Origin of the sequence: Halomonas halocynthiae DSM 14573 (genome assembly GCF_000425725.1) — a bacterium.
Classification (GTDB): domain Bacteria; phylum Pseudomonadota; class Gammaproteobacteria; order Pseudomonadales; family Halomonadaceae; genus Halomonas; species Halomonas halocynthiae.
Window position 1 is genome coordinate 127,644 of record NZ_KE384440.1, and the last position, 26,138, is coordinate 153,781.

At 54.5% G+C, this 26,138-nt stretch carries 23 protein-coding genes; 14 read left to right on the forward strand and 9 right to left on the reverse strand.

Annotation, left to right across the window (positions count from 1 at the left end; genetic code table 11):
- Positions 1-102 precede the first annotated feature (102 nt).
- From H616_RS0109700 to H616_RS0109715, 4 genes are read right to left on the reverse strand one after another with little or no spacing between them, the layout of a single operon-like run.
- Positions 103-993: an NAD(P)-dependent oxidoreductase gene (locus H616_RS0109700; protein ID WP_027967192.1), complete on the reverse strand. Its 891-nt coding sequence runs from the start codon at positions 991-993 to the stop codon at positions 103-105.
- A 48-nt stretch (positions 994-1,041) separates the two neighbouring features.
- Entirely contained in the window at positions 1,042-3,249 is a 2,208-nt protein-coding gene (locus tag H616_RS0109705; protein ID WP_027967193.1) for a PepSY domain-containing protein, read from the reverse strand.
- A gap of 27 nt (positions 3,250-3,276) precedes the next feature.
- Positions 3,277-3,756 carry a DUF2271 domain-containing protein gene (locus H616_RS0109710; protein ID WP_027967194.1) on the reverse strand — a complete coding sequence of 160 codons (480 nt, stop codon included), beginning with the start codon at positions 3,754-3,756 and terminating at the stop codon, positions 3,277-3,279.
- Positions 3,753-4,082: a PepSY domain-containing protein gene (locus tag H616_RS0109715; RefSeq protein WP_027967195.1), complete on the reverse strand. Its 330-nt coding sequence runs from the start codon at positions 4,080-4,082 to the stop codon at positions 3,753-3,755. The genes H616_RS0109710 and H616_RS0109715 overlap by 4 nt, the downstream gene beginning before the upstream one ends.
- A 207-nt stretch (positions 4,083-4,289) precedes the next feature.
- Between H616_RS0109715 and H616_RS0109720 the strand changes: the two genes are divergently transcribed.
- Both H616_RS0109720 and H616_RS0109725 read left to right on the forward strand, forming a co-directional pair.
- Positions 4,290-4,949, forward strand: a complete 660-nt coding sequence (locus tag H616_RS0109720; protein WP_027967196.1) for a response regulator — start codon at positions 4,290-4,292, stop codon at positions 4,947-4,949.
- A complete protein-coding gene (locus tag H616_RS0109725) occupies positions 4,946-6,268 on the forward strand; it encodes a sensor histidine kinase (protein ID WP_027967197.1) in 1,323 nt (440 codons plus the stop codon). Before H616_RS0109720 ends, H616_RS0109725 begins: the two co-directional genes overlap by 4 nt.
- Positions 6,269-6,300: 32 nt before the next feature.
- Here the strand turns inward: H616_RS0109725 and H616_RS0109730 are convergent, their stop codons facing one another.
- Both H616_RS0109730 and H616_RS0109735 read right to left on the reverse strand, forming a co-directional pair.
- Positions 6,301-7,482: an MFS transporter gene (locus tag H616_RS0109730; protein ID WP_027967198.1), complete on the reverse strand. Its 1,182-nt coding sequence runs from the start codon at positions 7,480-7,482 to the stop codon at positions 6,301-6,303.
- Positions 7,483-7,539: 57 nt separating this feature from the next.
- The gene (locus H616_RS0109735; protein ID WP_027967199.1) at positions 7,540-7,758 is read right to left on the reverse strand and encodes a hypothetical protein; all 219 of its coding nucleotides are present in this window, start codon (positions 7,756-7,758) and stop codon (positions 7,540-7,542) included.
- Positions 7,759-7,854: 96 nt separating this feature from the next.
- Between H616_RS0109735 and H616_RS0109740 the strand changes: the two genes are divergently transcribed.
- The 8 genes from H616_RS0109740 to H616_RS0109775 all read left to right on the forward strand — a co-directional run bounded on the left by H616_RS0109740 (position 7,855) and on the right by H616_RS0109775 (position 14,334).
- Positions 7,855-8,427, forward strand: a complete 573-nt coding sequence (locus H616_RS0109740; protein WP_051234185.1) for a DUF924 family protein — start codon at positions 7,855-7,857, stop codon at positions 8,425-8,427.
- Positions 8,428-8,515: 88 nt separating this feature from the next.
- Entirely contained in the window at positions 8,516-8,758 is a 243-nt protein-coding gene (locus H616_RS0109745) for a GlsB/YeaQ/YmgE family stress response membrane protein (protein WP_027967201.1), read from the forward strand.
- 209 nt (positions 8,759-8,967) lie between these two features.
- Complete coding sequence (gene yrfG, locus H616_RS14675; RefSeq protein WP_051234187.1) at positions 8,968-9,669, forward strand: GMP/IMP nucleotidase; 702 nt, start codon at positions 8,968-8,970, stop codon at positions 9,667-9,669.
- A complete protein-coding gene (gene hslR / locus H616_RS0109755) occupies positions 9,662-10,045 on the forward strand; it encodes a ribosome-associated heat shock protein Hsp15 (RefSeq protein ID WP_027967202.1) in 384 nt (127 codons plus the stop codon). The genes yrfG and hslR overlap by 8 nt, the downstream gene beginning before the upstream one ends.
- Positions 10,046-10,147: 102 nt before the next feature.
- The gene (gene hslO, locus H616_RS0109760) at positions 10,148-11,023 is read left to right on the forward strand and encodes an Hsp33 family molecular chaperone HslO (RefSeq protein WP_027967203.1); all 876 of its coding nucleotides are present in this window, start codon (positions 10,148-10,150) and stop codon (positions 11,021-11,023) included.
- Between the two features lie 209 nt (positions 11,024-11,232).
- On the forward strand, positions 11,233-12,792 hold the full coding sequence (locus tag H616_RS0109765; protein ID WP_027967204.1) for a phosphoenolpyruvate carboxykinase: 1,560 nt from the start codon (positions 11,233-11,235) through the stop codon (positions 12,790-12,792).
- Between the two features lie 162 nt (positions 12,793-12,954).
- The gene (gene msrB, locus H616_RS0109770) at positions 12,955-13,452 is read left to right on the forward strand and encodes a peptide-methionine (R)-S-oxide reductase MsrB (RefSeq protein ID WP_027967205.1); all 498 of its coding nucleotides are present in this window, start codon (positions 12,955-12,957) and stop codon (positions 13,450-13,452) included.
- A 99-nt stretch (positions 13,453-13,551) separates the two neighbouring features.
- On the forward strand, positions 13,552-14,334 hold the full coding sequence (locus H616_RS0109775; protein ID WP_027967206.1) for a 3-hydroxybutyrate dehydrogenase: 783 nt from the start codon (positions 13,552-13,554) through the stop codon (positions 14,332-14,334).
- 85 nt (positions 14,335-14,419) lie between these two features.
- On the opposite strand, the gene H616_RS0109780 is transcribed toward H616_RS0109775, so the two are convergent.
- On the reverse strand, positions 14,420-16,129 hold the full coding sequence (locus H616_RS0109780; RefSeq protein ID WP_035572980.1) for an AMP-binding protein: 1,710 nt from the start codon (positions 16,127-16,129) through the stop codon (positions 14,420-14,422).
- Between the two features lie 223 nt (positions 16,130-16,352).
- Between H616_RS0109780 and H616_RS0109785 the strand changes: the two genes are divergently transcribed.
- The 4 genes from H616_RS0109785 (at position 16,353) to rsd (ending at position 21,577) form a co-directional block, all read left to right on the forward strand.
- On the forward strand, positions 16,353-18,737 hold the full coding sequence (locus H616_RS0109785) for a Tex family protein (RefSeq protein ID WP_027967208.1): 2,385 nt from the start codon (positions 16,353-16,355) through the stop codon (positions 18,735-18,737).
- A 109-nt stretch (positions 18,738-18,846) separates the two neighbouring features.
- Positions 18,847-20,478, forward strand: coding sequence for a glutamate--cysteine ligase (gene gshA / locus H616_RS0109790; protein ID WP_027967209.1), 1,632 nt, complete (start codon positions 18,847-18,849; stop codon positions 20,476-20,478).
- Positions 20,478-21,032: a disulfide bond formation protein B gene (locus H616_RS14680; protein WP_156906457.1), complete on the forward strand. Its 555-nt coding sequence runs from the start codon at positions 20,478-20,480 to the stop codon at positions 21,030-21,032. Before gshA ends, H616_RS14680 begins: the two co-directional genes overlap by 1 nt.
- Before the next feature lie 68 nt (positions 21,033-21,100).
- Positions 21,101-21,577, forward strand: coding sequence for a sigma D regulator (rsd, locus tag H616_RS0109800; protein WP_027967210.1), 477 nt, complete (start codon positions 21,101-21,103; stop codon positions 21,575-21,577).
- 168 nt (positions 21,578-21,745) lie between these two features.
- Here the strand turns inward: rsd and H616_RS0109805 are convergent, their stop codons facing one another.
- Together H616_RS0109805 and H616_RS0109810 are read right to left on the reverse strand one after the other, a co-directional pair.
- Positions 21,746-24,811: an efflux RND transporter permease subunit gene (locus H616_RS0109805; protein ID WP_027967211.1), complete on the reverse strand. Its 3,066-nt coding sequence runs from the start codon at positions 24,809-24,811 to the stop codon at positions 21,746-21,748.
- Positions 24,811-25,947, reverse strand: coding sequence for an efflux RND transporter periplasmic adaptor subunit (locus H616_RS0109810; RefSeq protein WP_027967212.1), 1,137 nt, complete (start codon positions 25,945-25,947; stop codon positions 24,811-24,813). The genes H616_RS0109805 and H616_RS0109810 overlap by 1 nt, the downstream gene beginning before the upstream one ends.
- Positions 25,948-26,138: the final 191 nt, after the last annotated feature.

The following is a 26,138-nucleotide window of genomic DNA, read 5'->3' on the forward strand; positions in this document are numbered from 1 at the left end:
GCTTTAAAGGGAGTGTCAACAATCAAACAAGTGTACGGAAGGCACGCTATGGCGACAAATCATTAGCACTGAAACGGTGCTGGGTGTAGCGTTGATCTGTTTTTATTCACAACCAGGTTTCGGGCGGTACGCGTTGATCAGCGTAGCGGGGTCTTGCTCAGCAAACCCTTGGCAGGCATGGTTGCGCATCAGCTGGGCGGCTAAGCCGCTCATAGGGGTGGCGCTGACGCTACGCTGACCTTGAGCGACGGCCGTGTCGAGATCTTTAAGCAGAGTGCGTAGGTGCCAGGCTGGGTCAGTAAAGTCACTGGCGGCCATGCGCGGAGTTAATATCTGGAAAGGGGTGGAGTCGGCAAAGCCGCCGGCCAAGGCCTCGGTCAGGCGTTTAGCATCCACGCCGCTAGCCTCGGCCAGCGCTACCATCTCGGCAATCACGGCCGCCTGGCAGCCAACCACCATTTGATTGCACACTTTGGTCACTTGGCCTGACCCCACTGGCCCCATGTGGGTGACTCGCGCTGATAGCGGAGTCAGTAACGCTTGAATTGCCTCGATATCTGCGGGCTCACCACCCGCCATCATCACTAAGCTGCCTGTCTCAGCACCCACAACGCCGCCAGATACAGGGCAGTCTATCCAGCGCATGCCGCAAGTGTTCTTCAACCGTTCGGCAAATTGTCGCGTTGCCGCGGGGTCGCTGCTGGAAAAGTCGATCAGCCGCTGACTGGGCCGACCGTGACTTGCCACCCCATCTTTGCCAAATACGACGGTTTCTACTACATCAGTATTGGCCAAACACAGCATTAATACATCAACATCTGCCACCAGTTCGCTAATAGAACCGAGGGCTCGAGCGCCTGCGCTGCGTAATGATTCCGCCTTAGCTGGCGTGCGATTCCACACGCTGACCTCAAACCCTGCCTGTAGCAGGCGGCGTGTCATGGGGGCGCCCATCAAACCGGTGCCAATGAAGCCGAGTCGTGGTTGAGTCATTAGCGAGGCTCCAGCGAGTCATTGAGATGAGGGTGGTTTAGGTGATTATTAATAGACATCTTCACGATACCGCCCCTGAGATTTGAGCGTTGCTACGTTTATCCCCAGTGGCGCAATAATATCTTCCAGTGTTGCCATAACATTCGCTGCCATGTCACGGCCTCCGCAGACTAAAAATTGTGCGCCCTTGTCGATCAGTTGGCGAATTTCTGGGGCGTCATCTCTGAGTTTATCTTGTACATAGGCTCGTTGCTCGATGCGAGAAAAGCTCGTGTTTAGTTGTGTGAGACGCTTATCCGCAAGATAGGTCATGAGTTCAGGTTTGTAGAGGAAGTCAGATTGCGGGTTGCGCCCGCCCCAATAGAGGTACATGGGGCGATGATAGGTATTGTGTCGAATGAAACCCATCAGTGGTCCGATGCCGGTGCCCGCGCCAATGAGTACGGTCGGCATTCTGCCGGTAGCTGGGCGGAAGTTTGGGTTGGGCTGGATGAAGGCCTCTATTGTGCCGCCGAGAGGCAGTTCATGTAAAAAACGTGAACAAAGGCCGCTGGGGTGCTGGCGCACACAGATTTCTAGACTGCCATCTGTTGACGCAGAAGCCAGAGAATACAGGCGTGGTGTTTGTCTTTTGGGTTGGCAGGTTGGCGGTAAAATACCGACGAGGTCACCAGCTTCGAAATATGGCAGGCTGGTTTTTCCGCCATGCTCGTCAGCCTTAAAGCGTAATACGGCGGTGGGTGCCTGCACATCGGTGCCGTAGATCACCCGGTCGGTGAGCACCAGAGTGGTGGTGGATGGAGGCTTAGGTGCGTGTGTCAATGTCAGTTCGGTGCCGAGTATGTTGCCTAGCGCATTGCCCCAACGGGTAAATGCTTGGGGCGATTGCCTGTTGATGGTGTCAAAGGCGAGCAACTGTGGCCAACCTCTGGCGGCCAGCGACGCCTCGACGTCTTTTGCGAATCCGCAGAATCGAGGGAACTGTTGATCACCGAAGCCCAGTACGGCAACCGGAAGTATTGATGCCTGGGGTATGTTATCTAACCGTGTAAGGAATCGATTGGCCGAGGCGGGTGCGTCGCCATCGCCGTAGGTTGCGGTGAGAATAAACAGCCGCTGGGCATGGCGGTAGTGCGGCGCCAGTTGGTTCATGGGAGCGCTATGCACGCGGTGGCCTGCCTGAACTAGGCTGTCATGCAACACCCTGGCGAAGCCCCAGGTGGTGTTGCCTTCACTGCCGACGAGAATCACGCTATCTGCGGTATTGGCGTGACTGTTGTCAGCGATCCTTGGTTTCGAACGCTGGCGCGCCCACCAGATGAGTGTGCCGGTCACGGCCATTACCGGTACCGTTAAGGCGGCTACACTGAGGATCAGCCCAAGCCACCACAGACCTTCGCCAGTGTGTAGCATCTTAATAAACTCATGCAGCCGATACGTTACGTCATGTGGCCGGTAGGAAAGCCACTCACCGCTGGCTTGGTCGATATAGCCGGCGCCCTGATCGGTTGTTAGGGAGTACACGTCCTCAGGATCATCTGGGTAAGGGAAGACCAGCTCGTGCAAGGTGTTCAGGTCGATGGTTTTCAAGGCTGACAGCGTATCGATAGCAGCAGGAGGGGCGCCACTGACTTTCAACGGAAATTCGGGCTCGGCTTCCACGCCTTCCGGCACTAACCCAAAGGTGCTGGTAGATAAGTAGACACCGGTTAGTGCCGATAGTAACAGGGCGAGAACTGCTGCTCGGCTAAGCTCGATGTGTAGTCGCTGGCTCAGATTACCGCGGACTGGTCTCAACAGCTGGTGCCAGCCGCCCAGGCGAGCGGCCAGCAGCAGGGTGCCGGAAATTGACAGTATGACCATCGCTAATGCCGCGATGCCTGCTACCGCTCGCCCGGCCGAGCCGAGAAAAAAAGAGCGATGCAGGTTTTTTACCCAGCGCGAAAACGCGGAAGGCACGTAAGGCGCAATGCCTTGCCCCGTCTCAGGGTTCACCCTGTCTGCACCTGACCGACCATCCTGGGTGTAATAGACAATCAGAGTGCCCGATGACGTACGCTGGATTTGTTCGGCTCCTGGGTAATGCTGTGCTACTTTGCCCCCCAACTCGGCCACGCTGACCTGCCCGCTTGCGGGGATCACCGTTTCTACTCGTTCAAGTGCTGGGTTAAGAGATAGAACGGCTCCGCTCAGTGAAATAACGATGATAAACACTGCCGCGGTAAGCCCCAGTAACGAGTGAAGCGAGCGTGGCATGAGGTTAATGTTCCTGTGCTTGATTAGTTAGAAGGTGTAGCGGAGCGATTGCACGTAACCTTTGCCGGAAACGGGTTGGTCTGCGCCTTCACTGGTTAGCGGTACGATGATGTCAGCACGGTTGTCGCGCATGTCTTCAACGGCAGTATCCACACGTACTTCATAGCCCGCATCAATCAACTCATCAGGAAGGTCAAGGGTAAGGTCTAGCGTCCGTCCGCTGGCAACGCTGGCGCCAGTCAGGCCGTCATATTCGTCGCTGCGCTGGCCGCTTCCTCGGGCCCAGTCTCGTAGGTGTTTGTAGTATTTAGATTTTTCTCCAGCCACCCAGAGCGTTTTCTGGTACTTTCCGTCGCCATCGGTGAGGTAGAGCGCGAGATAGGCACCGTCGCCGCCGTAGTTCGTTAACTCAGTCGTGAAGGTGACCTCCCTCGCCTGAGCGAGGGGTGGCAGTGCAAGGGTGGCGGCCAGGGTTAGCGCCAACGCTGTCGCCATGAGATTTTTCATGGCTGCCCTCCGTTATCTCCGCTGTACAGGTGATCGGGTATCACGGCATCTTCAGCAAATTTGATCTGCACCTCACGCAGGCGCAGTGATGCGGGGTAATATTCCGCCTCAACCTTGTTGCCGTTCTGGTCGAAGCCTTTGACTTCGTAACAACCATCGTCAACCTTGATTTTACGGACTTCCCAGCCTTTAGCCTCAATGTGCTGTTGCAGTGTTTCCTTGGGCTGCCAGTCAGCAACTGGATCATGACAGTCGTCATCGGCCCAGCTCATTGTTGCGGCCAGAGTGGCGGCCAGTGCGGTGTTGATAAGCAATAATTTTTTCATGGTCTTCTCCAGTGGTTCAGGTTGACGTTACGCTGTCAGAATAGAGGGGGTTTCTGACAGCAACCTGAAGGCCGTCATTTGTGTTGAGGAAATTTTCCGGATGCTGGCTGATCTGCCTGTCAGTGCTTCTTTAGCAAGTGTGTTTAGGTGGCTACCAAGCCAGCCCGTTTAGCTCAGTAGGTTTGTGGTTTCAAAAAGAGGTGGGGTATGCGGATATTGCTGGTCGAAGACGCCTTGTCACTGGGAGAGGCGGTGCGTGACCAGGTCATTGAAGATGGCCATGCGGTGGACTGGTCGCAATGCCTGGAATATGCAAACGCCAGCGTTGCCACAACAGCCTATGATTTGATTCTCCTTGATTTGATGTTGCCTGATGGCCGGGGGCTGAATTTTCTTAAAAGTCGCCGGCGAGCAGGGGACGCTACGCCGGTTATTATTCTCACGGCACTTGATCAGGTTTCTGACCGTATTGAAGGGTTGAATGCTGGTGCGGATGACTATCTGGTCAAGCCTTTTGATCTATCAGAACTCTCAGCGAGAGTCGCGGCGGTGGCGAGACGCTATAGCGGTAATCCTAACCCCACTGTGAAAGTGGGCAATCTGGACATTGATCTAGTCAATCACTCGGTACATCGCGATGGCAGCTCGGTTGAGCTAACTGGGCGCGAATGGGCGCTGTTCGAGGCCTTTGTGCAGCATCCTAAGGCGTTGCTATCGCGTGCCCAGCTTGAGGATCGGCTATATGCGTTTGGTGCAGAGGTCGAGAGTAATACGGTTGAAGTCCATATCAGTCGGATGCGTAAGAAACTGGGCCGCTCCAGTATTGAGACTGTGCGCGGTATGGGCTATCGCTTGGGGCGCGCATGAGCCAGTCATTTAGCTTGCAGCGTCGCCTTGGCTTTGGTTTGACCCTTGGCGTTGTCGTGTTGTGGCTCGTCGCGACGATGTTGACGGTGCTGATCGTTCAGCACTCCATCAACAAGACACTCGACAGTTCGCTGGAGGAAACCGCGCAGCGCATCCTGTCGCTGGCTGTGGTCGAGATCCTCAATCGAGACAGCACAGATCTGCTACAGCAGGTGGCCGCACTGAAGCCGCATGATGAATATATCACCTACGTGGTACGTGACTCAGAGGGGACACCTTTGCTGGCATCTCACGACATCAACCTGTCCGCTTTTCCTGACACACCGCAGGTAGGGCTGCGCAGTACTGAGACGCATCGCCTTTATGGTATTTCCGCTGTCAGTGAAACCATCTTCATCGAGGCTGCCGAGCCATTGACGTATCGCCAGCGTGCTACCCGAGAAATGCTGGCGATGCTGTTGCTGCCGCTGGCGGTGATGGTGCCGCTCAGCCTGATCGGTATCTGGTGGTTTGTGCGCTACAGCCTGGGCGGTCTGCTGGCATATCGGCAAGCACTCGAAGTGCGCGACGCAGGGGATTTGTCTTCCCTTGAAACTTACCACTTGCCGTCAGAGTTGGTGCCAGTTGCTGAGGCGGTTGACCAATTATTAGCGCGCTTACGCCGCACTCTTGAAGCGGAACGTAGTTTCAACGCCAATAGTGCGCACGAGTTGCGTACCCCCTTGGCCGCGGCGTTAGCCCAGGTACAGCGGCTGTGTAGTGAGGCACCACCGGGACCGTTGTTGGAGCGCGCGCGGCAGATAGAAAGCTCTTTGCAGCAATTGTCACGCCTCTCAGAAAAGTTGATGCAGTTGGCCAAGTCTGAGAGCAGTAAGCTGTTGATTGAGGTGCCTCAGGATATTCGGCCGGTTGTGACTCATGTTGTGAATGACTTTTGTCGCGCACCTGAGGTGCATCTTGAGGTGACTCTGCCGAAAGACGTGCCGGTTCTCTCGTCGCTTGATCCAGATGCGTTAGCGATTTTGTTGAGAAACCTGATCGAGAATGCGTTGAAATATGGTGCGCAGCAGCAGCCCGTCGAAGTTATCCTGACGAGGGAGGGCTGCTTGAGTGTGATTAATGCGGGGCAGGTCGTGCCTGAAGAGGTTCTTGCTACATTGACGGATCGTTTTCAGCGTTATTCTACTCAAGCTGGCGGTGCTGGATTAGGGCTGGCCATTGTCAGTGCGATTACGACAGGGGCTGGGCTGCGCCTGCAGCTGGCGTCCCCAGCGAGAGGGCGAAAAGAAGGCTTTTCAGCGAGCCTACACCTGCTTTAATAAAGAGGTCTAGGCTCTTTTGTCGCGGAATATTACACGTCGCGTTGGGCATGTTGGCGACGTAGTGAAAGCTTGCGCCAAGTCAGTGTCAGCGGCGGCAGAAGGCATAGTGGCAGTAATGCGGCGTTGAGAGCTGACCAGCCTACAGCATTAACCAATGGGCCAGCTGCCAAGGCAGTAATGGCTACTGTGGAAAAAACGAGAAACTCATTGGCAGCTTGGGTATGCGCTTTTTCTGAGGGTTCATGTGTTTCGGTAAGCAGGCCGGTGGCTGGGAGAAACGTGAAGTTCCACCCTAGTCCAAGCAGTATCAGGCCGATAACAAAGTGGGCATAGCTGATTTGAAGCTGAGCAACGGCAACGCTGGCTGCAAGGAGCAGACAACCAGTGATAATCATGAACACGGGGCCAAAGCGAGCGGTTAGTCGACCGGTGACAAATGACGGCAGGAACATGGCCACGACATGCCATTGAATAGTGGTAGCGACTTGGTTGAAGTGATGTCCTGAGCTGGCCATGGCGATTGGTGTAGCAGTCATGGCGAGATTCATTACGCCATAGCCCACCATGGCACTGGTGGCGGCCAGTATAAAGCTGGGTTGGCGCATGATCTTGTATAGCGAGCGTTTTGATGATGTGGCGTTATGATGCGGCGCGGCCGGTGCAATATGTACCCACTTCAGCAGTATTAGCGCTAGCAAGTAGAGAAGAGAGAGGCCGAAAAAACTACCCAAATATGGCGTATCAGCTAGAGTTTGGCTGTTTCGAGCAAGCCATGGTCCGAAAAAGGCAGCTAGGACACCGCCTCCCATGACCAGGCCAATAGCCCGGTCACGTTTGCCATCGGGTGCTGCCTCAACAGCAGCGAAACGGTAAAGCTGGCCAAAGCCGATACCGATGCCGATTAGCCATGTGGATGCCAAAAAGAGCGCAAACTGCTGCGTCTGCAGAGCGACCATGGCCAAGCAAGCGCCGCAAAGCCCAAGCACATTGCCTAGCATAAAGCCAAGTCGCCGCCCCAGGCGCCCCATGATCAGAGACGCAGGAATCGTCGCGCACATGAGCCCCAGCCATTGGGTGGCGACGGGGGCGGTAGACCACATGGGCGAGGGCGCAAGCTGGGAGCCAATCAGTGGGGAAACGGCGATCAGCAGAATATTGCCACTGACCAGTAACGCCTGACACAACGACAGTAACAGAACGACCCTAGGCATCTGAAATCCTTTGGCAATGACAAAATAGTGATGGGTGACCGTGTAAGCTGACGGATTTTATTGTGGAGGTAAAAGGCCTGATGCAGATGGTGCGAAAATACCTATGATCTGCATCAGCATTGGGCTTGCTGCCACCAGAAAGCCAAGCACAACTAAAACACTACCGAGTATACGGCGGTGCGGTTCACGCGCGATGGTTAGGCCAACAATACACAGTACGATGCCAATAATGTTGAAAATATAGCCAAGCATGGGAAGTAGCTGGTTGAAATTCATGGAGTCAATCGCCAGTCATATAAGTGGTGTGGAATAGTGCGATGCAGAATGATACCAGTCGCCGCTCTTAATGGGCATGAACGTGGAGATGTGGATATGTCTGACCTGAACGTAGGGCACGCACCGGAAAAACATGCCAGTGAGGTGTTGAGGTACTGGTTTACTGAGCTGACGCCGGCGCAGTGGTTTCAGAAGTCCAGCACGCTTGATGCCGATATTGGGAGGCGTTTTGGTGAAAGATTACAGGCTGCTCTGCGTGGTGAGTTGTGGCGGTGGCGTGGCACGCCGCATGGCCGTTTGGCAGAGGTGATTGTGCTTGATCAGTTCTCACGTAATATTCATCGTGACACGCCTCAAGCATTTGCCGCAGACGCTTTGGCGCTTGTGCTCGCACAGGAAGCTGTCGCGCGGGGAGATGATGCTTATCTTGAGCCCCATGAGCGGGCGTTTTTGTACATGCCTTACATGCACAGCGAATCGCTGCTGGTGCACGATGAAGCGCTGACGCTTTTTGATCAGCCAGGACTTGAGCAAAATCTAGCGTTTGAGCATCGCCATCGAGACATTTTGTTGCAGTTTGGTCGCTACCCACACCGTAATGCGATTCTTGGCCGCGAATCGAGCGCCGAAGAGCGGCGTTTTCTGCAGCGGCCAGGCTCTTCCTTTTAACGCACTGTGGTTGGATTGTTCGTATGACAGTAACGATTTGTGGCAAGCTGTTGGTGACGAGTAAACGTGCATCATCAAGGAGAATAGTATGAGTTTTATCGCTTGGTTGATTATTGGTGGTCTGGCCGGCTGGATTGCTGGGAACATCATGCGCGGTGGCGGCTTCGGTATCCTTGGAAATATTGGGGTAGGCGTCGTTGGTGCAATTGTTGGTGGTTTTCTGTTCAGCCTGCTGGGGCTTCAAGCTGGCGGGTTTATTGGCTCGTTGGTAACGTCTATCGTTGGCGCTGTGGTCCTGCTGTGGGTCGTCGCCAAGGTGAAGCAGGGCTAGAAGATACCGCGGGCTTTTGCCCAGACCGAGAAGAGATAACGTTTGATACGGCATGCGCTACGGCGTGTGCCGTTTATGTTTCTCAAGAGCTAGTCTGTAGCGCAGAGTGTCACTGCGTAACACTATCCCGACATGCGACCATGGAATTGATTGGGTACACTAGCGCGTTGTTTTCTTCTATGAATTATCTGCCTTCTTTGAGGACTCCAATGATCGATTGGTGTGCTATCGATACCGTGTTGCTGGATATGGACGGTACCTTGTTGGATCTGCACTTTGATAGTCATTTCTGGCTTGAACACCTGCCACGCCGCTATGTTGAACTGCATCAGCTGGATGAGGCGACTCAAGACGTGGTACGCGCTCGGATTATTCGTGAGCAGGGCTCACTGAATTGGTACAGCTTGGCGTACTGGAGTCGTGAGCTTGATGTGGATGTGCCAGCGCTCAAGCGAGAGGTTCAACACCTGATAGGACTGCGTAATGATTCGTTGGATTTTCTTGAGTGGCTAAAAAATGCTCACCCTAGAGTGGTGTTGGCGACAAATGCCGATCGCGAGAGCCTGGCCCTGAAGTTGCCGTTAACAGGTCTGGATCAATATGTGGACGCCATTGTGTCCTCAGAGGATGTCGGTGCGCCTAAAGAAGAGCAGAGTTTTTGGGTCAGTCTGCAGGAGATAGAACCCTTTGATCCGCAACGTACCCTGTTTATTGATGATAATGCGGCGGTGCTCGAAAGTGCGCGCCGTTTTGGTATCCGTCATTTACTGGGTATCAAACAACCGGACAGTACACGCCCTGAAAAAGTGATTGACAGCTTCTCGGTAGTGGACCGGTTTGCCGCGTTATTGCCTCAACAGAGCGTGATAGAAAAACGCCATAAAACGCGTTTAGGAGGTGCCAGTGAGTAGTGTGCGTCTCGATAAATGGCTATGGGCAGCGCGCTTTTTCAAGACGCGAGCGTTGGCTAAAAAGGCGATTGAAGGTGGCAAGGTGCATTACAATGGTGCTCGTGCCAAGACCAGTAAACTTGTGGAAGCGGGCGCCTTGATCCGAGTTCCCCAAGGCTGGGATGTAATGGAGGTTGAGGTGCTTGCGCTGTCGGATCAGCGTCGTGGTGCTCCTGAAGCTCAAACGTTATATCAGGAAACCGCCGATAGCCAGAAGCGGCGTGCCCAAGAGGCCGAAGCTCGACGCCTGACCAATCAAGCCATGCAGCACCCGCTCAAACGCCCTGATAGTAGGGATCGTCGTCAGATCAAGCGTTTTATGCGTGGCGAAGATTAGGGCTAGAGCCTCGGCCCGACTTGCCGAGAACGAGCTGTATCGGGCTTCAGTGAGTCAGCTGGGCTGATATCTCTTTTATTTTTTATGTCATCAGGGGTCTGTATGACCGATCAAATTCAGCGATTTATCTTTGAGCATACGAATGTGCGTGGTGAAATTGTCAGCCTGGCCGAAGCGCATCATGAGGTTATGGCGCGACATGATTATCCTGGTGCTGTGACACGCCAGCTGGGTGAGTTGCTCGCCGCTGTGGCGCTACTCACTGAAACAGTGAAGCTCGACGGCACCATGAGCATTGAGGTGCGCGGCCAAGGCGCGGTCACCATGATGATGGCTGAGTCCAACCCCGGCGGCGAGCTGCGGGCCATTGCTCAGCTCGACGAAGAGGCGGTTTTGCCCGATGAGGATGCGGGTTTCACCGACCTGTTTGGCAGCGGGCGCATTACCATTACGCTTGACCCCAAAGGTGGGCGTCGTTATCAAGGCGTTGTGGCACTGGAGCGCGACTCTTTGGCCGGCTGTCTTGAAGATTACTTTGCCCGCTCCGAGCAATTGCCCACGCGCTTGTGGTTGGCCGCTGACAGCGAAAAAAGTGTCGGTATGCTATTGCAGCGTTTGCCGGACGAGTCGCTGAACCAGGATGATGATGCCTGGGAACGCACTGTGATGCTGGCGCAGACCTTAGATGATGCTGAGATGCTTGAGGTCGGGCCTGATGAAATGCTGCGACGGCTCTACCACGAAGAAAGTGTGCGTATTTTTGCACCGAAAGCGCTGCGCTTCGGTTGCACCTGCTCGCGTGAGCGGATTGCTGGCGCGTTACTGACGTTGGGCGGGGATGAGCTGCGTGAAATTCTGGCTGAGCAGACGCGTATCGATACACAGTGCCATTTTTGCCATACCAGCTATCGCTTTTCTGCCGCTGACGTTGAATCTTTGTTGGAAACGCCGGACGCGCCACCACCGACGTTGCATTGAAGGGGCTCGTTTAGGTAGTAAAACTACATTACTACATATGAAAGAACAGCGTTCCACGCGGCGTCATTCTTTGTAATAATACGCGCCACTCATCTAGATGAGAGCAGTGCTGGACGAAACGGAATACCGTTTGCGGAGCTCTCGGGATGATCGGGAAATATCACTCACGCACGGTAAACGAGAGAACGGCCCAAGGCCCAGGAATGGACATGAACATGACGCAATCAGCCCCCACTAAAGCTCACGTTAACCTTTGCAGCGCAGAGCTTATCGAACGTGCCGTTGCTAACGGAGAGGGCCGTCTTGGTGCTCAGGGAGCATTAGTAGTTAAGACAGGTGAGCGTACCGGGCGCTCGCCTAAAGACCGTTTCATTGTTGATGAACCGACTACGCGTGATGAGATTGACTGGGGGAGTGTCAACCGTCCTTTTTCTGCTGACAAGTTTGGTGCTCTTTGGGCGCGTGTCGAAGAATACCTGAATGACCGCGAGCATTACGTTTCTGAACTGCATGTTGGCAGCGACCCTGTGCATTACCTGCCGGTTCGCGTTAACACTGAGACCGCTTGGCATGGCCTGTTTGGTCGCACCATGTTTGTGCGCCCTGAAGCGTATAACCCAGCAGGCAAGGATGAGTGGACTATCATCAACGCGCCGTTCTTCGTTTGTGACCCGGCCCGCGATGGAACTAACTCTGACGGCTGTGTGATTCTTAACTTTGCTGAAAGAAAAGTGCTGATTGCTGGTATGCGTTATGCCGGTGAAATGAAAAAAGCCATGTTCTCCGTACAGAACTTCCTGCTGCCTGCGGCTGATGTGCTGCCGATGCACTGTAGCGCCAACGTGGGTGAGGATGGTGAAACGACATTATTCTTCGGTCTTTCTGGCACCGGTAAAACCACGCTGTCAGCTGATCCCGCACGTTTCCTGATTGGCGATGACGAGCATGGCTGGGGCGTCGGTACAGTGTTCAACATCGAGGGCGGTTGCTACGCCAAGTGTATCGATCTGTCCCAGAAAAACGAGCCGATTATCTGGGATGCCATCAAGTTTGGTACCGTGCTGGAAAACGTGGTGCTTGATGATCGCCGCGAGCCAGATTATGCCGATGACAGCCTGACCCAGAACTCACGTGCTGCCTATCCGCTGGAGCATGTTGAGAAGCGCGTGGCTGAAAACCGCGCTGGTGAGCCCAATGCCATCGTTTTCTTGACCTGCGACATGAGCGGCGTTCTGCCGCCGGTATCTGTGCTGTCCAAGGAGGCGGCGGCGTACCACTTCCTGTCAGGCTATACCGCTAAAGTCGGTTCTACTGAAGTTGGTTCATCCAGCAGCCTGGAAGCGACGTTCTCGACCTGTTTTGGCGCGCCGTTTTTCCCGCGTCCGGCACGTGTCTACGCTGATCTGCTGATCAAGCGTGTGGCTGAAAAAGATGCCCAGGTGTACCTGGTTAATACCGGCTGGACTGGCGGCGTGTATGGTGAAGGCGGCTCACGCTTCTCTATCCCGACGACCCGTGCCATTATCAGCGCAATTCAGGCGGGTGTACTGCGTGATGTAGAGACTCGTCAGCTGCCAGGTCTGAATCTCGCCGTGCCTACCGCTGTTCCTGGTGTTGATTCGCGTCTGCTTGATCCGCGTGAAACCTGGGAAGATCAGAATGCCTATGATCGTCAACTGGGTGAGTTGGTGGCTAAGTTTGTCGACAACTTCAAGATGTTTGACGGCGTAAGCGATGCCATTACCAAGGCAGGCCCGAGCCTGAGCTGATACCTGCTCAGCAATAAAAGGGGCGGGTGTTACGGCGGTTTCAGTGAACTCAGTCTCTGGTCATCAGTCTATAAGGGGAAGCTACGGCTTCCCCTTTTCTGTGTTCTAGGTTCTAAGCTCTAAGCTCACGGCACTGACCGGTTTAATATGGGAGATTGCTTCATGAAGCGCCGCCAGTTTTTAAGCATAGTGGGTACAGTAGGTTTAGTGACAGCGCTGCCAGGCGTAGTGAGTGCGCGGCCCAAACTGAACTTGTCACCCGCCCCGAGCATTGACAAACTTGAGCTATCCGATGATGAGTGGCGTGAGCGTTTGAGTGAAGCGCGCTATGAAATACTGCGCGAGGCGAGCACAGAGCCTGCTGGGTCGAGCCCGCTCGATAAAGAAACGCGTCATGGAGAATACCGCTGTGCGGGTTGTGATCTGGTACTGTTTAACAGTGACATGAAGTATGACTCCGGTACGGGTTGGCCGAGCTTTTTTACCCACGTGGAAGGACATTTGTTGACTGAGCGCGATTTTGTACTACTGATTCCACGTACGGAGTATCACTGCGCCCGCTGCGGTGGTCATCAAGGTCACGTTTTCGAGGACGGTCCAGAGCCTACGGGGTTGCGCTGGTGTAACAATGGCTTGGCACTGACGTTTGTCCCAAGCTAAAGGCAATTTGATTGTTGACGCTATCGCAGCCCAGCTGCTGGATGAGGTCGTTTTTGATCATCTTGGTAACACGGTTACCGCTTAAAGGGAGTAAGAATCATGGCGCGTTTTGATAGTAAAGTTGGATTGATTACCGGATCTGCCAGCGGCATTGGCAAGAAAATTGCCATGCGTTTTGCCGCCGAAGGCGGTATTCCCATTATTGCTGATCTTAATCTAGATGCTGCAAAGGCTACCGCAGAAGAGATCAAGGCAACTGGTGCGGATGCCTTCGCGGTAGAAATGAATGTCACTGATGAAGATCAGGTGGAAAAGGCAGTCAATGAGGCTGTTGCCAAGTATGGCAAGATTGATATTCTTATCAGTAATGCGGGCATTCAAACAGTACACCCGCTGGTAGATTTCCCGTTTAGTGACTGGAAAAAGATGCTGTCAATTCATCTTGATGGTGCTTTTTTGACTACCCGTGCTTGCCTTAAGCATATGTACAACGCCAATTATGGTCGTGTTATTTACATGGGCTCGGTGCACTCCAAGGAGGCGTCGAAGCTTAAAGCGCCTTATGTTACTGCCAAGCATGGTCTGATTGGTCTTTGTAAGGTCTTGGCCAAGGAGGGCGCTGAGCATAATGTAACAGCGAATGTGGTCTGTCCGGGGTTTGTGCGTACACCGCTGGTCGATAAGCAAATTCCTGAGCAGGCGAAGGAGCTGGGCATCACCGAAGAGGAAGTAATCAAGGATGTCATGCTTAAGGAAACGGTAGACGCTGAGTTTACTACTACCGACGACGTAGCTGATGCGGTGTTGTTTTTTGCGGGTGCTGAAAGCAATGTTATGACGGGGCAGTCGCTGGTTGTCAGCCACGGCTGGTTCATGCAGTAAGCGATTAGCCGTCGCAAGCGGCGTAATGAAATAAAAAACGGGAAGGCATTGCCTTCCCGTTTTTGTGCGCGGTTTTTCCAATTTTTTAGGACTTTACGTCGGGAAAGTCGTCCTCAAAGAATTCCAGCTCACCACGTTGCTCATCAACTTTATCGGCTTCCGATTGGCGCAGTTCGACTCGGCGGATTTTTCCGGAAATGGTCTTAGGCAGGTCGGCAAACTCCAAACGACGAATACGCTTATAAGGGGCCAACCGCTCGCGGGTGAAGACGAAAATGTCTCGGGCGAGTTCGGCGCTGGGCTCGAAGCCGGCGGCTGGAATGATATAAGCTTTCGGGACCGATGTGCGCACGGGGTCAGGACTTGGCACAATAGCTGCTTCGCCCACGGCAGGATGCTCAATCAGTACGCTTTCCAACTCAAAAGGACTGATGCGGTAATCTGACGCTTTGAACACATCATCAGCACGGCCAACATAAGTGATATAGCCGTCATCATCGATACTGGCGACGTCGCCAGTACGATAATAGCCGCCAAACATGGCTTCTTTGGTGCGCTCGGGGTCGCCTGCATAGCCAGACATTAACCCAGCCGGGTGCTTATCTCCCAGTGCTAGGGCTACTTCGCCCTCACTGCATGGATTACCTTCAGCGTTGAGCATGGCGACGTGATAGCCGGGCAGGGGGCGGCCCATGGAGCCGGGCTTGAGCGGCTGACCTGGCGAATTGCCAATTTGGCAGGTGGTCTCGGTTTGGCCGAAGCCGTCACGAATCGTTAACCCCCACGCGTTTTTGACCTGTTCAATGACCTCTGGATTAAGCGGCTCACCTGCGCCGACGATATCGCGCAAGGCAACATGATACGCCTTAAGGTCTTGCTGAATCAGTAAGCGCCATACGGTGGGTGGGGCACATAGCGTAGTGATTTGGTAGTGCTCTAATACCTTGAGCAGAGCTGGAGCGTCGAAGCGCTCGTAGTTATAAAGAAACACGCATGCGCCAGCATTCCAGGGCGCGAAAAAGCAGCTCCAAGCGTGTTTTGCCCAGCCTGGTGAGCTGATGTTGAGATGGCGGTCGCCTTTCTGTAGGCCGATCCAATACATGGTGGAGAGGTGCCCCACCGGATACGATTGATGCGTGTGAGTGACTAGCTTAGGTTTGGACGTGGTGCCAGAGGTGAAATACAGGAGTATTGGGTCGTCGGCCTGAGTAGTCCCGTCGGCGGTAAAGCGACTATCGCTTTGATGTGATTCAGAAAAATCATGCCATCCCGTTGCTGCGCCACCAACGCTGATACGCGTCAGGTTGGCATCGATGTCATCGAATTTGCCTAAGTGAGAGTGGCCGATGATCAAGTGCTTGACGCCACCGCGGCTGATGCGGTCGTCGAGGTCCTCAGGCGTTAGTAACGTTGTGGCAGGGATCAGCACAGCGCCGAGCTTGATGGCAGCAAGCATAACCTCCCACAGTGGCACTTCGTTACCAAGCATCAGTAGGATACGGTCGCCACGCTGGATACCTAGCCCTCGCAGCCAGTTGGCCGTCTGGTTGGAGCGTTGTGATAACTCAGCAAAGCTCAAACGTGTTTCGCTGCCGTTTTCCTCAACAATCCACAGCGCTGGCGCATCGTTATCTTTGGCCATGGGGTCGAAGTAGTCTAATGCCCAATTAAATTCGGTGAAGCGCGGCCAGCGAAATTCCCGATAAGCTGTCGCATAGTCCTCACGGTGAGCCTGCAGAAAGTCACGGGCTTGCACAAACTGTGCGACATCCGGCGCTGTCGATGTGTTGCTCATGTTTGGAATCCTTTTTACGTTGTCATTTGTTATTTGAAACAGGCGATTCAGACAGATAGGGAAAAAATTCAGAAATTGTCAACAATGTGGCTGAAAGTAAAAGTATCTGTCTCTGGGTGGTGCTGACAACGCGACGAAAGTCGTCATGTTGGAGGTGCGTGGCTCAGCGGAGTGTTTGTGGTACCTTGTCGCGATACTTCGTATCTGTATCGGCAAGGACCTCATGGACGTACAAGCCAAAATTATCACCCGTCTCGCTGAAGAGCTCGGCGTTCGCCCCGCGCAGGTCGCGGCGACTGTGGAACTGCTTGATGGAGGGGCGACGGTGCCCTTCATTGCTCGTTATCGTAAGGAAGTGACTGGTGCGCTCGATGATATCCAGCTACGTAACTTACATGAGCGACTGGGGTATTTGCGCGAGTTGGAGGAGCGTCGCGATGCGGTGCTGGCCAGCATCGACGAACAAGGCAAGTTGACCGATGCGCTGGCGGGGATGATTCGTGATGCTGATACCAAGCAACGGCTGGAAGATCTTTACCTGCCGTATCGAAAAAAGCGCCGCACTAAAGCGCAGATTGCCCGTGAAGCTGGCTTGGAGCCGCTAGCTGATTCGTTGCTGGCTGATCCGATGCTGGACCCTGAAAGCGAGGCCGCGACTTACCTGCGGGCGGCCGAGGGTGATGTTCCCGCCATTGAAGATGCCAAGGCGGCACTTGATGGGGCCAAACAAATTCTGATGGAACGTTTCGCTGAAGACCCAGAGCTGGTTGGACAACTGCGGGAGCGTCTCTGGGGTGAGGGTGAGCTGAGTTCGCGTCTTATCGCGGGTAAGGCTCAGGAAGGCGCCAAATTTTCTGATTACTTCGAACACGATGAAGTTTTGGCTAAGGTGCCGTCGCATCGTGCCCTGGCGATGTTTCGTGGCCGTAATGAGGGCGTGTTAGCGCTGACGTTACGGCTGCCTGGCGAAGATGAGGCGCCAATTCACCCCGCCCAGGTTGCCATTGCACGCCATTTTAGCATTCGTGATGAGCAGCGTCCGGCAGATCGCTGGTTGGCAGAGGTAGTGCGTTGGACCTGGCGGGTTAAACTCTACACGCACCTTGAAACCGAGCTGATGGGGCGCCTGCGAGAGCGTGCCGAAATTGACGCTATTGACGTATTTGCCGCCAACCTCAAAGACCTGTTGTTGGCTGCCCCTGCGGGTGCCAAGACGACGCTGGCTATCGACCCAGGGCTGCGCACAGGCTGCAAAGTCGCGGTGGTAGATGCTACCGGCCGCTATTTGGATGAAACAGCAATTTTTCCTCATGCCCCGCGCAATCAATGGAATGAGTCGCTAGCGACTCTGGCGCGTCTGGTCGAGCGCCACGACGTGGCGCTGATAGCGGTAGGTAATGGTACCGCCAGTCGTGAGACGGATCGTTTGGCCGGTGAGCTGGTTAAGCTTGTGGCAGGCAACCGTGTATTGTCCAAAGTTATGGTGTCGGAAGCGGGAGCGTCAGTGTATTCGGCATCTGAGTATGCCTCGCGCGAACTACCGGACCTGGATGTCACTGTGCGCGGTGCCGTATCTATTGCGCGTCGGCTACAGGACCCGTTGGCTGAGCTGGTTAAGATTGAGCCCAAGTCCATTGGTGTCGGCCAGTATCAGCATGATGTGTCTCAGGTGCAGTTGTCGCGCAGCCTAGAAGCGGTCATTGAAGACTGTGTTAATGCCGTGGGCGTTGATCTTAATATGGCCTCTTCAGCACTGCTGTCACGAGTGGCTGGCCTGAACCCTGGGCTTGCTGAAAATATTGTGGCACGTCGCGATGCCGAGGGAGCGTTTCGCTCACGCCGGCAGTTGTTGGAGGTCAGCCGCTTAGGCCCTAAAACCTTTGAGCAGTGCGCGGGCTTTCTGCGTATCATGAACGGCGATAACCCGCTAGATGCTAGCGCAGTGCACCCTGAGGCTTATCCGCTGGTAGAAACGATTGCCAAGCGCAGTCAGCGGGAGCTAGGCAGTCTGATTGGTGATAGCGCGACGCTTAAAACGCTCAAGCCTGAAGACTTTACCGATGAACGTTTCGGCGTGCTCACGGTCAGCGATATTCTTGCTGAACTTGATAAACCCGGGCGTGACCCACGGCCTGAGTTTAAAGCGGCGGAGTTTCGTGAGGGGGTTGAAACCCTCAACGACTTAGAACCGGGCATGGTGCTGGAAGGTAGCGTCACCAACGTGACTCACTTTGGTGCTTTTGTTGATATCGGTGTTCACCAGGATGGACTGGTGCATATTTCGGCCTTGTCTGAGCGTTTTATTGACGACCCGCGCACAGTGGTCAAGGCTGGTGATATTGTCACTGTTAAGGTAATGAGTGTTGACATTGCGCGAGGGAGAGTCGGGCTGTCCATGCGTCTGAATGATCAGCCCGACGTACCCGCTGCTCAGAATGCAACAGATGCCGGCCAGGGAGAAAACAGTCGCCCGGCGCGTCGTCATGGCCAGTCACGTAACAAGGGGAGTGATGGCCAAGGAAAGAAAGCTCAGCATAAAGAACAGCAGGGCGGTAATTCGCTGGGTGCCTTGGGTGCGGCACTACTTAAAGCCAGAGAGGGTAAGTAGTCCTGCGTGCAACACGTTTGCTCAATGGGATGACTGGCTCTTTCAGGGTGGGCTCTGGTGCCTAGAATAAAATGTGATGCCGGCGTGGTGCCGGTGTCCCTGATACGGGATGTTTCACTTGTCTGAATCACTTACAGCTCTGCTCAAACAGCTTCGTGAGCCGGCGCAGCAAGGGCGCCTTGGCCGGTTGGAACGAGGTATTGAAAAGGAAGGTTTACGGGTTGATGCTGACGCGCGCGTTGCCCAGAGTCCTCATGCAAAGGGGTTAGGGTCTAAGTTGACGCACCCCTACATCACAACGGACTATTCAGAAGCCCTGTTGGAGTTCGTGACGCCAGTATTCAGCACGCCAGAAGAGGCGCTGGACTTTCTGACTGAGCTGCATCGCTTTACCTATCGTCAGATTGGAGACGAAAGCATCTGGCCAGCCAGTATGCCTGCACGATTAAATGGTAATGATAGTGTGCCGATTGCCGATTATGGCTCATCCAATAGCGGGCGTATGAAGCATGTGTATCGCAAGGGGCTGGATCTGCGCTATGGCCGGATCATGCAGTCGATTGCGGGGGTGCATTACAATGTTTCATTGCCAGATAGCTTCTGGGATCGCCTGTATGAGATCGATGGGCGTAATGATCTTTCCATGCAGGACTATCGCTCGGCACGGTATTTCGACTTGATTCGAAATTTCCGCCGCCATAGCTGGTTGTTGCTGTACCTGTTCGGCGCCTCGCCAGCGTTGGATACCAGCTTCCTGCCCAGTGGCTGTGTGCCGGAAGGACTAGAGCGTCATGGTAAGCACACGCTAATTTCGCGCTATGCCACTAGTCTGCGAATGTCGGACTTAGGCTATCAGAATAAAGTGCAGGCACAGATCAAAATTTGCTTCAATTCGCTGTCAAATTTTGTCAATACGCTACGTCATGCAACTACCGCCGCCTGGCCTGCCTATGCCGCCAAAGGCGTGCAGGTTGATGGCGATTGGCGTCAGCTAAATGCCAGTATCTTGCAGATTGAAAATGAGTATTACAGTGATATTCGGCCTAAGCGTGTCACTCGACGAGGTGAGACCCCCAGCCAGGCGCTGGAATGCGGCGGCGTAGAGTACATTGAAGTGCGCTGCTTGGATTTAGACCCTTTTGATGTGCGCGGTATTAATGCCACGCGCTGTCGTTTTGTCGACATGTTTGTGGCTTGGTGTTTGCTGTCAGAAAGCCCATGGATTTCTGATCAGGAATGCGAGCACCTCGATGACAATCGTCGGCTAGTGGTGAACCGTGGTCGTGATCCTGAACTGCGTCTGGAGCATAATGGTCACAAACGCAGTATTGCCGACTGGGGCGGCGACATTTTTGCGGAGATGAAAGAAGTGGCAGCGCTGTTGGATATTGAAGAGCAGGGCAGCCCTCACCAAAATGCGCTGGCCGAGCTAGCACCGTTACTGGACAACCCCGAGCTGACACCGTCAGGGAAGTACCTCGAAAAGCTGCTGGAAAATAATAGTGAGTTTTCCGATTTGGCTTATGCTGAAGCGCGTCGCCAAGCCGAGCAGTTGGCATCACAGCCTTCCAATTCATCGCGTCAGGCTGAATTTGCCGCCTTGGTTGAGCGTTCTGAGCAGCAACAAAAGGACATTGAAGCGGCGGACACGCAAGGTTTTGATGAATTCATGCAGGACTACTTTATGCGTGCGAACAAATCGTGCGCGACTGTCATTCGGGAGACAGGGGGCAGGCAATGATGCTGGAAGATCTTAGAGAAATGAGTGTGCGTTGCTGGGCACTGATGGGCTTGGCGTTTTGCATATTGATGATGGCTGTGGCGCTTGGTCTGGAGCATCTCGCCGATTTGGCACCTTGCTCATTATGCATTTTTCAGCGTGTGGCCGTGTTGGGCGCCGCTCTAGTGTTTGCTATAGCGGCAATTCATAACCCGGAAGGGCGCGGGGGAGCCTTTGTTTATGGCTCATTGGGGTTGTTAGCAGCGGGGAGCGGTGTGGCCTTGGCATGGCGCCATCTGTGGTTACAGTCGTTGCCGGCTGACGAGGTACCTAGTTGCGGCCCGCCGCTGGATTACATGATGGAAATGCTGCCGTTACAGCAGGTCATTAGCCAAGTACTGACCGCCTCGGGTGAGTGTGCTGTTGTTAGTTTGCGCTTCCTTGGTCTGTCGCTATCCGGATGGACCCTGGTTGGTTTTGTGGTGCTGGCGCTGTTACCGTTGGGTATGTTGTTGCGTTTGATTCAAGGTCGTCGTAGCGGGTATCGCTGGATGAATACACCCCCTGCTGACTGATCAGGTTATCGTAACATCGGGGTCTGCTGGCGCGGATTGGCTGGCCTTGGTATTTGTGGAGAACAGTCATGCTTGAGAAATGCGAAACAGCGCAAGAGCGCTGGGGCGGCGTCCATCAGCTGGTTGATCACTGGTTGATACAGCGCCGCTCATTATTGGTGAGCTTCAAGGCACTAAATGACGCCTGTGATGCCAATATGGAAACACCCATCAAGCCATATATTGACGAGTTCAGTCAGTTGCTGATGGACTATGTTAGTTCGGGGCATTTCACGGTTTACCTTCAGTTGGCTAAAGAAGCCGAGGCGTTTGGGGATACCCAAGCGCTGGCGTTAGCCAGTCGCCTGCTTGAGAGACTGGACATGTCGACTGAGCTGGTGTTGGCATTTGATGAAGATTACGACACGCCAGCAAGCTGTGAGCGCAACTTAAATCGGTTGCCAGCCTGGATAGAACGCCTGACCAAAGGTCTGAGTGAGCGCTTTGAGCTAGAGGATGAGCTGATAGCCCGGCTGCACGACACCCACACACCCTCAGCAGAGTAGCGCACGCTGGCGGTTTTGTGCAGAGCGGTTTTGTGCAGAGTCTCGGCAGGCCTCGTGGCCTGCATCGCCTGATAAACGCGAGTTCTCAAATGGGGCGCTTATTTGTCGATAGGCGATGATCGCGTGAGATGATCGCGCAAAAGGGACCGCTGGGTATCGTGGTTAATTTTATTTCTTCGCTTTGCGTTGTTTGCCGAGCACCAGCATGCAGGGCGTCAGCAGTAAGGTTAGGCCGGTAGCGAAGGTCAGGCCACCAGCAATGGCACTGGAAAGCTGAGCCCACCACTGGGTGGAGGGGGCATTGAAGCCAAGTGCGGGGCTGAACAGGTCGACGTTGATTTGTAGCACCATGGGCATCAGTCCGAGCACCGTCGTAATGGCCGTGAGTAGCACGGGGCGCAACCTGAGACCGCCAGCCTCGAGCGCGGCTTCCGCAGGCTCAAGCCCTTCATCACGCAGTTGGTTGTAAGTGTCGATTAAGACGATATTGTTGTTCACTACAATGCCTGCTAAGGCGATGATACCCATGCCCACCATGACGACGCCAAACGGTTGGGCGTTGATCAGCAGACCCAGCAACACTCCCGCAGTAGAAAAAATGATAGCTGAGAGCACCAGCGCAGCTTGATACAGGCTATTGAACTGAGTGACAAGAATCAGAGTCATCAGGGCGATGGCGATTGAAAATGCGGTTAGTAGAAAGGTCATCGTTTCTTTCTGGTCTTGCTGCTCGCCTGCTACCTTGACCGTTACGCCATCTGGCAATCCTTCTTCCTTCATGGCATCAAGCAGGGCCTGTAGTCTTTCCTGTGGCTGATGTCCCGCTTCTACGTCAGCTTCCAGTGTAAGCGCTCGTCGTCCGTCAATGCGCTGCAGTGTGCCGACCTTGGTGGCTGGCGCCATCGTCACGAAATGCGTAATAGGGACTTGGCCGCGGGGAGTATTCAGTGTCAGTCGGCCGAGTTGGTCTAGTGAGCGGGCGTTTTCTGGCAAGCGGATACGAATATCCACTTCGTCGTCGGTGTTAATTCCGCTTGGTCGGTAGCTGGCGACCTTAAGGCCGGTGGTGATTAACTGGATAGCATTGCCGACGGTGGCAACATCGGTGCCAAACCGGGCAGCAGCCTCTCGGTCAACGGTGATACGCCATTCCACGCCCGGTAAACTGCGATTATCCTCGATGTCACGAAAACCACCCAAGCGGTTCATGCGGCTGCGAATAGCGTCAGTAGCAAGCTCTGCTTTGTCGTTTTGGGTCGCGGCAATTTCAAGCACGATGGGCTTACCTCCGGCGGGCCCTTGTTCCTGTTTGCGAAACTCTAATGTGATGCCAGCCAAGTCGTCGGTTTGTCGTGCCATCTCGTTGAGAATGACCTGTGCTTGACGGCGGTGTTGCCAGTCGACAAATTGGAATTGCAACAGGCCGATGACATCGCTGCCTAGCTGTTGGTTGGGGCTGGCGAAGGAGCGCGCATAGATTGCCTGAATCTCAGACATGCCGCTCAGCCGAGCTTCTACTCGCCGCACAATGGCGTCGTTTTCTTGCACTGAAAAATCACCACGTGCGTGAACCAGAACTTGGGCGGTATCTGGTTCGGCGTCGGGAAAGAATTCTACGCCGTAATTGAAGCGCGAGTATCCGAAATAAACCAGTGCAATGAGTAACAGAGCGCCAAGCAGGGTCAGAATAGGGTGGGCAAGCAAGCGCGACAATAAGGCGCGGTAGGCGCGCCCGCCAGTGCTAACGGCGTTGCTTTGCTGTGTGGTGTTGCCACCCAGTAACCCGCCCAGTGTCGGCAGGAAAACAAGTGCCATAGCAAGCGAAGCCAACAAACAAAGAATAACGGTGGCGGGTAAGTATTTCATAAACTCACCGACCATGCCGGGCCAGAACAGCAATGGTAGAAATACCGCCAGTGTGGTGGCTGTTGATGCGATAACCGGCCAGCTCATGCGGATTGCCGCTTCGCTCCACGCCTGTGTAGCAGGCATGCCCTGGTGTAGATTACGGTCGGCCAGTTCGCTCACCACGATGGCACCATCTACCAGCATGCCGGCGACCAGAATCAGCGCAAACAGCACGACCATGTTGAGGGTAAAGCCAATGGACCAGATCAACAGAATACCGGTAAGAAAGGCGCCGGGAATCGTCAGTCCCACGAGCAGGGCGGGGCGTAGGCCCATGGCAGCGAGAATGACAATTAGCACCAGTGCGACGGCGGTTAAGACGTTATTGAGCAGCTCAGAGAGTAGTGACTCCACCATGTCAGACTGATCGGTGATGGTGGTAATAATCATGCCGTCGGGTAGCTGGTCGGCCGCTTCTTCGAGTAGCGCGTTGACGGCGGCGACAGTTGCTATCAGGTTCGCCCCCGTGCGTTTGGAAACCTCTAGTACCATGGCTGGTTGACCGTCGATGCGGGCGAAACCGTCGGGGTCTTTGAAGGTGGGGTAAAGCTGCGCGACATCATTGAAAGTGACCACTTGGTCGCCATCAACTTTGACTGGAAGAGTAAGAACATCATCAATATCTTCGATGACGCCGGGCACTTTGAGGGCGATACGCCCCGCGCCGGTATCTAGGCTACCTGCGGCAACTAGCTGGTTGTTACGAGTGACCTGGTTGAACAGACTGCTGAAGTCGACGCCGTAGCTGTCAAGCACCTGGGGGGTGACGATGATGTCTAACTGCGGCTCGCGGTCGCCGCCAATATCGACTTCAAGCACGTCGGGGATGCCTTCGATGGCCTGCTTTAGCTGACGTGCAGCCAGTGCTCGGCGATCTTCATCTACCGGGCCTGATAGTCCGATGGTCAATACTGGGAAGCGACCGACGTTAACTTCAACAACGCGCGGCTCTTCGGCCTCATCGGGTAGTTTAGCTTTGGCAATATCTACTTTTTCACGAACATCCGTTAGTGCTTTATCTGGGTTGAAACCGGGATCAAATTCGAGGGTGACGGAAGCATGGCCTTCTGAGGCCTGAGCGGTGACTTGGCGCAGCCCTTCGATACTGCGTAGCTCTTGTTCCATGGGGCGAATCAGGAGTCGCTCAGCGTCTTCAGGACTGACACCTTCAAGCATCAGTGAAACGTAAACGAAGGGAATGGTGACGTCGGGGTTCGCTTCCTTGGGAATGGCCTGCCACGCGCTGACGCCAGCTACCAGCAAGGCCACCAGCAACAGGAGTGTGGTGCGGGCATGGGATATTGCGGCCTCGATCAGTTGACGCATCATGGGGCAGCATCTGCGTTAGTGGCCTGTGGGCGGTTTACTGGCCCAGCGGTATCGGGGTTGCTAGCGGCCAGCACTGGCTCAACTTGTTCCCCAGGCGCAACGAAACCCGCGCCTAGTGTAATCAAGCGGATATGCTCAGGCAGGCCAGCAACTCTGGCTTGGTCGGCATCACTTGAGACCAGCTCAACCGGATCAAGAATAACGCGGTTTTGAGTATCAAGATGTTTGAGCGCTAATCGGCCGTCTGCGGTTAGGTGCAACAAGCCAGGTGAAACGCGGTGAACCGGCTTTGTGGGTAAGGCGAGTTCAATGGTAGCGCTGGCACCGGCTAAGCGGCGTTGCTCAGGGTTATCTAAGATGACTTCGATGGCAAAGCTGCGGGTCGCCTCATCAGCACGGCGTGAAACGTAGTTCAGGGTGCCGTTCAGCTCGCTGCCATCTAATAGCCGAACTGTGGCTGGCAGACCGATATCAAGATCCAGAGCTTGGCGCTGAGGTACCCACCCTTTGGCGATAAGGCGGTTGTCTTCAATTAGCAGCCCCCACGTTTCACCCGCTTGTAGCTCGTCGCCAAGCTCGACATCAAGACGGTCTAATCGACCGGCAAATGGCGCCTGTGGTCGAGTGTCGTCGAGTTCGCGCCTGAGGGTGGCGACTTCAGCTCTGGCTCGGCTGAGTTGGCTTTGCAAGCGCAAGTATTCGGTGTCTGAAATCATGGAGCGCTGACGCAGACGTTCGGCACCATCGAGTTCGGCCTGAGCCAGCGTTAGTTCTGACTGCGCCTGGTTTAGCCGAGCGGGCAGCGCTTGCTGGTCAATTTCAAGCAGCACGTCCCCTTGTGAAACGCGGCGGCCCTGACTAACGGGTAAACCGGCCACTTGCCCGCTCTGGCGTGCACGTAGCGCTACCTCACTTTCAGCGTTTAGCTGCCCTTGAATCAGCAAATATGGTGAGAAATCGCTAGCGTCGCGCTCCATAATTTCTACCCGTGTTAGCGCTGTTTTTGGCGTGGGCGCAGCTTCTGGCGGTGTGTCGCGAAAACTGGCCAGATCGCCGAAGGCCAGCCATAGCGTCAGTATGACCACTAGGGCGATCGCCATCAGTACCGAGCGTGAAGGGCTGCGAGAGGGCATTGGGTGGTCCGGGTAGCAAACGATGAATAGAATAATGTGACGTTAACCCTGACAGCATAACGCAGGGTCACTCTATGGCGATATATACTGTCGAAGTAGTCACATGTCGCATTGAGTTTTATGCAAGGCAGGCATACCATTTTGCCCACTTGAATGTCGGTGTGGAGCAACGCGCCGCTTTTTCCTCACGG

Bases quoted from the DNA above. Each gene is read 5' to 3' on its own strand.
- H616_RS0109805 (WP_027967211.1), bottom strand. From the start codon at position 24,811: ATGCGTCAACTGATCGAGGCCGCAATATCCCATGCCCGCACCACACTC.
- H616_RS0109710 (WP_027967194.1), bottom strand. From the start codon at position 3,756: ATGAAAAATCTCATGGCGACAGCGTTGGCGCTAACCCTGGCCGCCACC.
- H616_RS0109725 (WP_027967197.1), top strand. From the start codon at position 4,946: ATGAGCCAGTCATTTAGCTTGCAGCGTCGCCTTGGCTTTGGTTTGACC.
- hslO (WP_027967203.1), top strand. From the start codon at position 10,148: ATGACCGATCAAATTCAGCGATTTATCTTTGAGCATACGAATGTGCGT.
- H616_RS0109775 (WP_027967206.1), top strand. From the start codon at position 13,552: ATGGCGCGTTTTGATAGTAAAGTTGGATTGATTACCGGATCTGCCAGC.
- H616_RS0109700 (WP_027967192.1), bottom strand. From the start codon at position 993: ATGACTCAACCACGACTCGGCTTCATTGGCACCGGTTTGATGGGCGCC.
- H616_RS0109765 (WP_027967204.1), top strand. From the start codon at position 11,233: ATGAACATGACGCAATCAGCCCCCACTAAAGCTCACGTTAACCTTTGC.
- H616_RS0109735 (WP_027967199.1), bottom strand. From the start codon at position 7,758: ATGAATTTCAACCAGCTACTTCCCATGCTTGGCTATATTTTCAACATT.
- H616_RS14680 (WP_156906457.1), top strand. From the start codon at position 20,478: ATGCTGGAAGATCTTAGAGAAATGAGTGTGCGTTGCTGGGCACTGATG.
- H616_RS0109705 (WP_027967193.1), bottom strand. From the start codon at position 3,249: ATGCCACGCTCGCTTCACTCGTTACTGGGGCTTACCGCGGCAGTGTTT.
- H616_RS0109715 (WP_027967195.1), bottom strand. From the start codon at position 4,082: ATGAAAAAATTATTGCTTATCAACACCGCACTGGCCGCCACTCTGGCC.
- H616_RS0109720 (WP_027967196.1), top strand. From the start codon at position 4,290: ATGCGGATATTGCTGGTCGAAGACGCCTTGTCACTGGGAGAGGCGGTG.
- msrB (WP_027967205.1), top strand. From the start codon at position 12,955: ATGAAGCGCCGCCAGTTTTTAAGCATAGTGGGTACAGTAGGTTTAGTG.
- H616_RS0109780 (WP_035572980.1), bottom strand. From the start codon at position 16,129: ATGAGCAACACATCGACAGCGCCGGATGTCGCACAGTTTGTGCAAGCC.
- H616_RS0109730 (WP_027967198.1), bottom strand. From the start codon at position 7,482: ATGCCTAGGGTCGTTCTGTTACTGTCGTTGTGTCAGGCGTTACTGGTC.
- yrfG (WP_051234187.1), top strand. From the start codon at position 8,968: ATGATCGATTGGTGTGCTATCGATACCGTGTTGCTGGATATGGACGGT.
- H616_RS0109740 (WP_051234185.1), top strand. From the start codon at position 7,855: ATGTCTGACCTGAACGTAGGGCACGCACCGGAAAAACATGCCAGTGAG.
- H616_RS0109745 (WP_027967201.1), top strand. From the start codon at position 8,516: ATGAGTTTTATCGCTTGGTTGATTATTGGTGGTCTGGCCGGCTGGATT.
- rsd (WP_027967210.1), top strand. From the start codon at position 21,101: ATGCTTGAGAAATGCGAAACAGCGCAAGAGCGCTGGGGCGGCGTCCAT.
- H616_RS0109810 (WP_027967212.1), bottom strand. From the start codon at position 25,947: ATGCCCTCTCGCAGCCCTTCACGCTCGGTACTGATGGCGATCGCCCTA.
- gshA (WP_027967209.1), top strand. From the start codon at position 18,847: ATGTTTCACTTGTCTGAATCACTTACAGCTCTGCTCAAACAGCTTCGT.
- H616_RS0109785 (WP_027967208.1), top strand. From the start codon at position 16,353: ATGGACGTACAAGCCAAAATTATCACCCGTCTCGCTGAAGAGCTCGGC.